Source organism: Vibrio sp. 1249-1 (assembly GCF_033340495.1).
Genome location: NZ_JAWOWJ010000339.1, coordinates 1 through 830, shown reverse-complemented (window position 1 = coordinate 830; position 830 = coordinate 1). Strand labels below are relative to the sequence as shown.

Below are 830 nucleotides of genomic sequence, written 5' to 3'. Positions count from 1 at the left end.
GTTTAGCGAATATGATTTCAGGTTTATTCGGCGCACTTCCAGGAGCTGGCGCGACGATGGGCACGGTGACAAACATCCAAGTTGGCGCTCGCTCTCCATTATCTGGTGTGGTGCGAGCCTTAGTATTGGCTCTGGTTGTTTTGGTGGCTGGTGGATTAACCGAACCTATCCCAATGGCTGTGCTAGCAGGCATCGCGGTGTACGTTGGCTTTAACATCCTAGACTGGAGCTTTATTCAGCGCGCGCATAAGGTCAGTTTTTCTGGCATGGCGATCATGTATGGCGTGATGCTACTGACAGTGTTCGTTGATCTCATTGTGGCCGTTGGTTTGGGTGTGTTTGTTTCAAACATCATGATTATTGAGCGCTTGAGTCGCGAACAAGCTCGTCAGGTAAAAGCCATCAGTGATGCCGACGAAGATGATGTGCCACTGACGGACAGTGAACGAGGATTGTTAGATCGCGCCAATGGGCGAGTGTTGTTCTTCTATCTCTCTGGCCCGATGATTTTCAGTGTGTCTAAGGCCATTTCTCGTCAACACACCAGTATTTCTGATTACGACGTGATGATCTTGGATTTGACCGATGTTCCTATGCTGGATGTTACGGTGGGCCTAGCACTCGAAAACGCCATTAAAGACGCGTTAGATGCTCGCTGTGAAGTGTACTTGTTGTGTCCGAATCAGCGTACTCGCGAGCAACTAGAGAAGTTTCATGTCATCGACCTAGTGCCGGATAACAATATGTATCAGTTCCGCTACGAGGCCTTGAATGCGGCTGTCGCGCATGTTGAATCGGATCAATACCAGCGAATGACAGCCTAATTTTTA

At 48.9% G+C, this 830-nt stretch carries 1 protein-coding gene; it reads left to right on the top strand.

Annotation, left to right across the window (positions count from 1 at the left end; all coding sequences use genetic code 11):
- Window positions 1–824 (top strand): SulP family inorganic anion transporter (locus R7Z50_RS26235; RefSeq protein WP_318149576.1); only part of this gene is annotated, 824 nt, incomplete at its 5' end.
- Between the last annotated feature and the right edge of the window lie 6 nt (window positions 825–830).